Source organism: uncultured Limosilactobacillus sp. (genome assembly GCF_934202235.1).
Taxonomy (GTDB): Bacteria; Bacillota; Bacilli; order Lactobacillales; family Lactobacillaceae; genus Limosilactobacillus.
In genome coordinates this window covers 22347-30785 of sequence record NZ_CAKPXS010000016.1, presented here as the reverse complement: position 1 = coordinate 30785, position 8439 = coordinate 22347, and the positions used below count along the sequence as shown (strand labels likewise).

The 8439-nt window shown below is 49.2% G+C and carries 8 protein-coding genes; 3 read left to right on the top strand and 5 right to left on the bottom strand.

What is annotated here, in order from left to right; all coding sequences use genetic code 11:
* The first annotated feature begins 215 nt into the window (after nucleotides 1-215).
* Nucleotides 216-1430, top strand: a complete 1215-nt coding sequence (locus Q0E49_RS03890; protein ID WP_295746647.1) for an MFS transporter — start codon at nucleotides 216-218, stop codon at nucleotides 1428-1430.
* Nucleotides 1431-1483: 53 nt separating this feature from the next.
* On the top strand, nucleotides 1484-2941 hold the full coding sequence (gtfA, locus tag Q0E49_RS03885) for a sucrose phosphorylase (protein ID WP_295746646.1): 1458 nt from the start codon (nucleotides 1484-1486) through the stop codon (nucleotides 2939-2941).
* A gap of 66 nt (nucleotides 2942-3007) precedes the next feature.
* Here the strand turns inward: gtfA and Q0E49_RS03880 are convergent, their stop codons facing one another.
* Nucleotides 3008-4027: a zinc-dependent alcohol dehydrogenase family protein gene (locus tag Q0E49_RS03880; RefSeq protein WP_295746645.1), complete on the bottom strand. Its 1020-nt coding sequence runs from the start codon at nucleotides 4025-4027 to the stop codon at nucleotides 3008-3010.
* A gap of 375 nt (nucleotides 4028-4402) precedes the next feature.
* Here Q0E49_RS03880 and Q0E49_RS03875 point away from each other — a divergent pair, with 375 nt between their 5' ends.
* Nucleotides 4403-5572: an MFS transporter gene (locus Q0E49_RS03875; protein ID WP_295746644.1), complete on the top strand. Its 1170-nt coding sequence runs from the start codon at nucleotides 4403-4405 to the stop codon at nucleotides 5570-5572.
* A gap of 60 nt (nucleotides 5573-5632) precedes the next feature.
* Here Q0E49_RS03875 and Q0E49_RS03870 read toward each other — a convergent pair whose 3' ends face one another.
* The 4 genes from Q0E49_RS03870 to Q0E49_RS03855 are packed head-to-tail and all read right to left on the bottom strand — an operon-like array spanning nucleotide 5633 to nucleotide 8438.
* Nucleotides 5633-6286, bottom strand: coding sequence for a bifunctional 2-keto-4-hydroxyglutarate aldolase/2-keto-3-deoxy-6-phosphogluconate aldolase (locus tag Q0E49_RS03870; RefSeq protein WP_295746643.1), 654 nt, complete (start codon nucleotides 6284-6286; stop codon nucleotides 5633-5635).
* 21 nt (nucleotides 6287-6307) lie between these two features.
* Nucleotides 6308-6850, bottom strand: a complete 543-nt coding sequence (gene hxlB / locus Q0E49_RS03865) for a 6-phospho-3-hexuloisomerase (protein WP_295746642.1) — start codon at nucleotides 6848-6850, stop codon at nucleotides 6308-6310.
* The gene (locus Q0E49_RS03860) at nucleotides 6850-7473 is read right to left on the bottom strand and encodes an orotidine 5'-phosphate decarboxylase / HUMPS family protein (RefSeq protein WP_295746641.1); all 624 of its coding nucleotides are present in this window, start codon (nucleotides 7471-7473) and stop codon (nucleotides 6850-6852) included. The genes hxlB and Q0E49_RS03860 overlap by 1 nt, the downstream gene beginning before the upstream one ends.
* Nucleotides 7473-8438: a sugar kinase gene (locus tag Q0E49_RS03855; RefSeq protein WP_295746640.1), complete on the bottom strand. Its 966-nt coding sequence runs from the start codon at nucleotides 8436-8438 to the stop codon at nucleotides 7473-7475. The genes Q0E49_RS03860 and Q0E49_RS03855 overlap by 1 nt, the downstream gene beginning before the upstream one ends.
* Nucleotide 8439 lies beyond the last annotated feature (1 nt).

Below are 8439 nucleotides of genomic sequence, written 5' to 3'. Positions count from 1 at the left end.
GTATCAAGGTGGGACCAAACATCCGGTTAGGCGATGTGTGGTTCCGTGCCCAGCAATCCGGGCTTAATATCGTCGATAATAAGTAAGTACCAACTGTGAATTTATATCGTTAAGTTGCGCATGCGACTTGACAATTAACCGCTGTCATAGTACCTTATTTCAAGACTTTGATCACTGTTGATCAAACTACCAAATGTAAGGAGCGACCGCAAACGATGAATAAAAAGCATTCGATGATTACGAAGCTGGCCTTTCTGTCAGTTTCATTGATGGTAACTAGTGCTTACGCTATTCAGGGCTCGCTGCCGCAACTCAAAGCGGCAATGCACATTACCCAGACACAGTCTGAATACCTGGTCACGACGCCGTCCTTTGCCGTCATGATCTTCGTGGTTTTGTCGCCATTGATTCAACAATGGTTCCACATTTCCGATAAAAAGATCATTATGGCCGGGGTCACGATTGTGGGCTTAGCCGGGATAGTCCCGATGTTCGTTAACAATTATATGGTGATCTTATTGTCACGGTTAGTATTAGGGGCTGGTTACGGTCTTTATAACTCCCAGGCAATTTCTGTAATTTCCGTGTGGTATGACGGACAGGAACGGGCCCAGATGCTTGGCTGGCGGGCAGCCGCTGAACAGGTGGGACAAGCCTTTACACTGACGATTGCCGGCTTATTGCTGAGCTACCTCGGCTGGCGGTCATCATTTGCTGTCTACTTTCTGGCTTTTGCCGTCCTCGTCTTCTTTGCGCTGCGGGTTCCGGAAGAAAGTCAGTCGCAAGACAAGCACGTCGATGAAGATGATTTGGCGGAAGAACTCACTGGCGATGAGGGTCAGGTGAAGAAGATTAGTCCGGTCGTTGGCTTGCTGGTCCTCTTTGCTTTCCTGCTGGTAGTGGACTATGTCGGGATGGAAAACCGGTTCCCCGGCTTGGCTGTTGCCATTAACGGTGCGCATTACACGGGGGCATCAATGTTCTTGTCACTGATGCTGATTGGCGCCACCCTTGGGGGGATCACCTACGGGTGGATCCAGGACCGCTTAGGCTTTGGTACTGTTTACCTTGGCCTGGGGCTGATGGCGCTGGCCAACTTCCTGTTTGGCTTTGCAGGGGATAACTACGTGATGATGGTGATTGGCCTGCTGTTGATCGGCTTCCCGCTTCAGTTAGTTTCGCCGCTGATCTTTAACCTGCTACCCGACCTGGCACCGGCTGACCGTCAGCCGCTGGTAACGTCACTTTGCTTGATCGGTTTTAACTTTGGTTCCTTCTTCTCACCGACGATTGCTGCCTGGACAAACCAGTTGACGGGCAAGCCGATGAGTGGGATGGGGCTGGCCGCACCATTCCCGATTTACGGGGTCGCCTTGCTGCTGATTGCACTGGTGATTTTCTTGGCAACCCGGCGCCGGGCTGTTAAGTAATGTTGTTTGTCGTGATTTGTCATTATTAATGATTTCCGAGGAGGATTTTAACCATGCCAATTCAAAACAAAGCAATGCTCATTACCTATTCTGATTCGATGGGAAAAAATATTAAGGAAACTCACGAAGTCTTAAACAAGTACATTGGCGATGCCATCGGTGGGGTTCACTTGCTACCATTCTTCCCGTCAACCGGTGACCGTGGGTTTGCTCCTTACCGCTACGATGTTGTTGACCCGGTCTTTGGTGACTGGTCCGACGTCGAAGCGCTTGGTGAAGACTACTACTTAATGTTTGACTTTATGATCAACCACATCTCCAAGAAGTCTGAGATGTACCAGGACTTCAAGGCCAAGCATGACGATTCCAAGTACAACGACTTCTTTATCCGTTGGGAAAAGTTCTGGGAAAAGGCTGGCGAGAACCGGCCAACGCAAAAAGACATTGACATGATCTACAAGCGGAAGGATAAGGCCCCCGAACAGGAAATCGACTTTGCTGATGGGACGAAAGAACACCTCTGGAATACTTTCGGTGAAGAACAGATTGATATTAACGTGAAGAGTAAGGTTGCCAACCAGTTCTTCAAGGAAACGCTGATCGACATGGTCAAGCACGGTGCCGACATGATCCGCTTGGATGCCTTTGCCTACGCGGTTAAGAAGGTCGGCACTAACGACTTCTTCGTTGAACCAGAAATTTGGGACCTGTTAAACAAGGTCCAGGACATCCTGGCACCATACAAGGCCATTATCCTGCCAGAAATTCACGAACACTACACGATTCCGCAGAAGATTTCACAGCACAACTTCTTTATCTATGACTTCACGCTGCCAATGACCACCCTGTACACTTTGTACTCAGGTAAGACCAACCGGCTGGCTAAGTGGCTGAAGATGAGTCCGATGAAGCAGTTCACCACCTTGGACACCCACGACGGGATCGGGGTGGTTGACGCCAAGGATATTCTGACCGATGATGAAATCGAATATGCTTCCAACGAACTCTACAAGGTTGGGGCCAACGTTAAGCGGAAGTACTCCAGTGCTGAATACCACAACCTGGATATTTACCAGATTAACTCAACATACTACTCGGCGCTGGGTGACGACGACAAGGCTTACCTGTTGGCACGGGCCTTCCAGATTTTTGCTCCTGGTATTCCAATGATTTACTACGTTGGTCTGCTTGCCGGGACTAACGACCTGGAACTGCTGGAAAAGACTAAGGAAGGGCGGAACATCAACCGTCACTACTACAGTAAGGATGAAGTAGCACAGGAGGTTCAACGGCCGGTAGTCAAGAACCTGCTCAACCTGTTGTCATGGCGGAATAAGTTTGCAGCCTTTGACCTTGACGGTTCAATCAAAGTGGAAACCCCATCTGAGACGACGATCAAGATTACTCGTCAAGACAAGGATGGTAACAACGTCGCTGTTCTGGACGCAGATGCGGCTAACAAGAGCTTCACGATCACTGCTAATGGTGCAACAGTGATGGAACAAAAGTAATTCAATAATGAAATCAAAATCCCCGTGGCGGACGAACCGTCACGGGGATTTGTTGTTGGGGAAAGGTTAGGCGTTTTCGTCGCCAACCTTAACGATGGCTTTCGTAACGCCAGTTAGTTTGCCACTAACGAAGTCTTCAACCTCACTCAGGTTGAGTTCGTGGGACATCAGTGGTAGTGGATCAACGTCGCCTGATTGCAGCAGACCAATAGAATCTTCAAAGGTGTACGGGTTAATGAATGACCCCTGGATCTTCAGCTGCTTTTGGAAGATCTTGTAGGAATTAATGGTGAAGGTAGAGTTAGGGTTGCCGACACCAAACATCAGGACCTGTCCGCCACGACGAGCGGCTTCAACGGCCTGTTCCTGGGTAGCGGCAAGCCCAACGGCTTCGATCACAATATCGTATGATTCGGATTTGATGTCGTCTGGGTGAGTCTTGTTGTTGACTACCTGGAAGCCAAACTTATCATGCAGCATGTCGAGCTTTTCTTGGTTTCGCGCTGCCATGGTCACTTCACGAACACCGCTTGACTGGAGTATTTGCCCCATCAGGATGCCTTCAAAACCAGCCCCGATGATGAGGGCGTTTTGGTACGGGTGGAGTTCCAGCAGGTCGATGGCGTGCATTGCACATGAAATGGGTTCGATGACCGCTGCAGCCTTGAGTGAAACGTTATCAGGAATGTGGTAAACCACTTCGGCCGGGGCGGTAAAGAATTCTTCAAAGCCCCCGTCACGGGTAACCCCCACGGCATCGAGGTGCTCACAAAATTCGGGACGGGAAGTCCGACAGTAGAAGCAGTGATGGCAGTAGATGTTCGGGTCGATGCTGACGCGGTCACCCGGTTTAAACCCCGTAACGGCTGAACCGACGGCAGCAACCACCCCGGAATTTTCGTGACCCAGAACAATTGGTGGGACGGCATCGGCTGACCCTGGCAAACCATTATAAAGTCCCTTATCAGTACCACAAATACCAGCGTAAGCGGTGTGAATCAGGACTTCATTTGGCTTTGGCGTTGGTTTAGGATAGTCCGTTTGAACTTCCATTTTTTTAACACCAGTCATGACTAAAGCTTTCATCAAAATTCCTCCTTTAAGAACAATTAACAGTAGTCGCGGACGCTTGCTTAACTAACATCAGTTTGTTAGCGAAAGTCTAAGCGTCGTTGATCCTTACTGGTAGGCAAATGAACCATGCTCACTTATTCACTACCTTTAAAATATCGTACATGGTGAAAGCAGCCATGTCAATTGGCTGATGGTGGCTAATTCGAGTTATCCGTTAAATGGCGAATAATGTGCAGTATTGAGCGGATAATGGCTCAGACCAATGATGGAAAATTATTTTATTCGTCAAAAGGGGCTTCCCCGATTCTGGAACCTTTGCTAAAATAGCTTGGTTATCAAAATCTCAAGAAAGGAAACGGCAGAGCAGGGTCTGCTAATCACACCAAAATGAAATATCGACTTCAAGCAATTCTTTTTGTCTTCGTGGCATTTATGCTCGGTTGTAACGAGTACATGATCGTCGGGGTCCTTCCTGATATTGCGCACCAGTACCATGACTCACTTTCCAAGCTGGGTTTATTGGTGACGGTGTTTGCCTTAGTCTACGCGGTTTGTACACCCTTAATTACGTCGTTAGCTAACCGCTGGAAACGACACCGGGTGTTACTTGTCCTGATGGTGATTTTCTTTATTGGCAACACTTGGACGGCTCTTGCAACTAACTTCACTTCCATGCTGTTGTCGCGGATTCTTACTGCGTCAGTTGCCGGGGCAATTATTTCCCTCGTTTTGGTAATGGCTAGTTTTGTTGCACCACGGGAAAAACGCGCCAGTCTGGTTTCATGGGTTTTTGCTGGTTTCAGTATTGCCTCGGTCGTGGGCATTCCGATTGGGACCATGATTAGTCACTCCTTAACCTGGCACGATAGTTTTTGGATGATTACCGGTCTGACAATCATTGTCTTTGCCCTGCTTGTCTGGCTGGTGCCGCGTGATACCCCGCAGGTGAAGAGCGCCTTGAACAAACAGTTTGTCCTCCTGAAAGACGTCCGCGTTCTGCTGGGAGTTTGCTTCATCGTCTGTGTCTGCGCAGCTGACTACAGCATTTACACTTACATTCGGCCATTGATTACTGACGGGATGGGCTTTGATTATTCCTGGTTGAACTGGCTGCTGTTTGGGATGGGAATCTTCTTTATCGTCGGTAATAAGTTTGGTGGGTACCTGGCTGACCGTGGTGGGGTACACAAGCTGTGGCCAATCTATACTGCCATGACGGTCTTTTACATGGCCTTTGCCAGTGTCTTATCGCTCAAGTGGGTCGCCATTGTGCTTGTGGCTTTGTTGTGTATCGCTTTTTCTTGTTATGGTGCCTCGACGCAGTTGATGTTTTTAGACATTGCTGAAAAAGAGTATCCGCAGTCCCTGGACCTGGCTTCTTCGCTCAACTCCATTTTTGCTAACATTGGCATTTCACTGGGATCGTTCACCGCTTCGCAAGCAGTCGGTTTTACCGCGATAAAAAACCTTGGTTACGTCGGGGCTGTTTACGGGGCACTGGCAACCATCCTGATTCTCTTCTTACATCGTCAATACCGGGGAATGAAAGAATATTAATAGACACAAAAAGCGCGTTGCGATCGATTCGCAACGCGCCTTTATTGTTTGAGGAGATAACTAGTCTTCTTGACGAATCCGTGCTAGTTCATCGTGGAATTGCTGGGCGTTCTTGGTAACTTGGTCGTAGTCACCCTTGGCACCAGGACCGACGAGACTGCCACCAGCACCGCAGCAGAAGGCACCAGCAGCTAACCAATCCTTTAAGTTAGCCAGTGAGACGCCACCACTTGGCATGAAGTTGGCCTGCGGGAATGGTCCGTGTAATTCGTTGATCATCTTAGTGCCAGCAATGGCGCCAGGGAAGATTTTGACAACGTCAGAGCCGCTCATCAGGGCTGTTTGAACTTCCGTTGGACTAAAGCAACCAGGCATGTAAGGGATCGCATACAGGTTGCAGAGCTTAGCAACCTCGGCGTTAAACGACGGGCTGACGATGAAGCGGGCACCAGCAACCATGGCCATCCGGGCAGTCGGCCCATCAAGCACGGTTCCGGCACCAACAACGACGTCTGGGTCGTCAGCGTAGTCTTCTGACAGCCGCTTAATAGTCACGTCGGCATTTGGCGAGGTGAAGGCCAGTTCAATTGCCTTGACGCCCCCCTTGATACTGGCCACAGCAGTTTGGTAAGAATTTTCTTCGCTAGTTCCCCGGACAACGGCCAGGACACCAGCATTTTGAACAGCCTTTAAGGCTTGAAACTTTTTCAGCATATTTCTACCTTCTTTGATTTATTATTCCATGTTGCTGTGGGTATGCGCAGCAGCCGCATTGGAAGTGTGATCGCGCCGGCTCAGCTTGAGGCATAAGACATCAAGCGTGATGTGAACGGTTTGATCAAAGAGCGTACTCAGCAACTGGATAGACTTAACCCCGTCACCAGCTTTCGTTGCGCCGGGGACAACAATTGACTTGTCAGCCAGGTTAGCTAGCTTTGATTCACGATTGCTAGTAACGCCAATCAAAGTGGCGCCGTTATCCTTAGCTTTGGCAGCCAGCTCAACAATACTCTTGGTGTTGCCAGAGCCCGAAACAGCCACTAGCACATCACCAGCCTGAACGGAGGGGGTGATAGTTTCGCCAATCACGTACGGGGTGTAGCCAATGTGCATTAACCGCATTGCAAATGCCCGCGCCATTAAGCCGGAACGACCAGCACCCAAAACGAAGATTCGTTTATCCTTAGTTAGTAGTGGCTCGACGTCGTCTAATTGACGCTCATCGACAAGGTCCAATACTTGATCAATTTCTGACTTTACTTGCTCTACTAATGCCATTACTTAATCACCTTCATGAATTTTTGTGCTGCAGTAACGGGATCGTTACTCTTCATAATTTTACCACCAACGATCACCGTGTCAGCAATTCCTTGCTGACTGAGCTTGGCAGCCTGCGCTAAGTCGATCCCACCAGCCACGTTAATCCGTGAAACCTGTGGATAAGCAGCGTGAAACTTTGCAACTGACGCGGCGGCATCGAAGTCGGCACTGCTATCTTTAGCATGGTGGATGCCATAGATCGCGTGATCAAAGCCTAACAGTTGCTTGGTTTTTGCATCATCAACTTCCATCAAGTCAATGAACATTTGGTGGTGAGCCTTTTCAGCCACCTGGTAGCAGGTCGTCAGGGTACCTGTGGCAGCTGCCCCCATGACGGTAAGGATGTCAGCGCCGGTAGCAAACCCCTGTTCAAACTCATACTGACCTTCGTCAATCGTCTTGGTATCTAACAGTAACTCGGCGTGATGGATGCCCAGCTGCTCTTTTTGCAGGGCGTAACACCCGTAGTCTTTCACCAGGGATGTGCCCATTTCGATGATATCAACAACGGAGTCGAGTTGTCCCGCAATTTTCTTGGCATAGTCAAGGCTGACCCGGTCAATGGCGACTTGCAGCTTCATTATTCCTCGGTAACCCCCTGTTCAGTGTAAAACTTCTTCAGACCGTCTGGGGTTGGGTAACCGTCGTTGTCACCAGGGGTTTGGATTTGCAGAGCACCAACAGCGTTACCACGCATAACGGCGGTCTTCATGTTCTTACCTTCCAGCAGTGCAGTGATCACCCCGAGGGCGAACCCGTCACCGGCACCGACCGTGTCGACGATGTCCTGTTGGTCAACGTGGAAGCCGGCAACGGTGTACTTGTCACCATCAGCGGTCTTAACGAAGGCCCCCTTGGAACCGATCTTGACAATCACGGTCTTGGTTCGTTCACCCTTCAAGTAGAAGTCAGCGATTTCTTCTGGATCATCAGATCCCATCAGAATCTTACCTTCTTCGACTCCGGGCATCACGATGTCGGCATAACCGGCTAATTCGTTTTCAGTCTTCACCATGTAGTCATGACTCTTCCAGGTATCACGCAGGTTTGGGTCATAAGTCGTCAGGATGTTATTATCATTTAACCGCTTGAAGAGGGCTCGGAACGTTTCTTCAGCGGTGTCAGAAATGCTTGGGAAAATCCCAGACATGTGGGCAATCTTAACGTCGGAGAGGTCAACCTTATTAATGATGTCCTTCGTTAGGAAGCAGGCGGCTGAATTCTTCCGGTAGTTGAAGACTTGGGGGTCGCCCTTGGTAACCCGTTGCTTAATTTGGTGACCAGTCCAGTGGTTAGGGTCGTAAGAAACGTATTCTGTTCCGACCTTGTGGCTGGCAATAGTCTTTTTAACGAATTCACCAAACGGGTCTTCACCAACCCGGGAAATGTATTGAACAGTATGACCAAGGCGCTTAACCCCGATGGCAACGTTCAGTTCAGCACCACCCATGATTTTGTGCCATTCAAGGGCATCAGCTAAAGAAACATCGGGTTCTTCAGAACAAAAAGTAACTAATGGTTCACCGATTGTAATAACTTCACTCATG

Bases quoted from the DNA above. Each gene is read 5' to 3' on its own strand.
- Q0E49_RS03890 (WP_295746647.1), top strand. From the start codon at position 216: ATGAATAAAAAGCATTCGATGATTACGAAGCTGGCCTTTCTGTCAGTT.
- gtfA (WP_295746646.1), top strand. From the start codon at position 1,484: ATGCCAATTCAAAACAAAGCAATGCTCATTACCTATTCTGATTCGATG.
- Q0E49_RS03880 (WP_295746645.1), bottom strand. From the start codon at position 4,027: ATGAAAGCTTTAGTCATGACTGGTGTTAAAAAAATGGAAGTTCAAACG.
- Q0E49_RS03875 (WP_295746644.1), top strand. From the start codon at position 4,403: ATGAAATATCGACTTCAAGCAATTCTTTTTGTCTTCGTGGCATTTATG.
- Q0E49_RS03870 (WP_295746643.1), bottom strand. From the start codon at position 6,286: ATGCTGAAAAAGTTTCAAGCCTTAAAGGCTGTTCAAAATGCTGGTGTC.
- hxlB (WP_295746642.1), bottom strand. From the start codon at position 6,850: ATGGCATTAGTAGAGCAAGTAAAGTCAGAAATTGATCAAGTATTGGAC.
- Q0E49_RS03860 (WP_295746641.1), bottom strand. From the start codon at position 7,473: ATGAAGCTGCAAGTCGCCATTGACCGGGTCAGCCTTGACTATGCCAAG.
- Q0E49_RS03855 (WP_295746640.1), bottom strand. From the start codon at position 8,438: ATGAGTGAAGTTATTACAATCGGTGAACCATTAGTTACTTTTTGTTCT.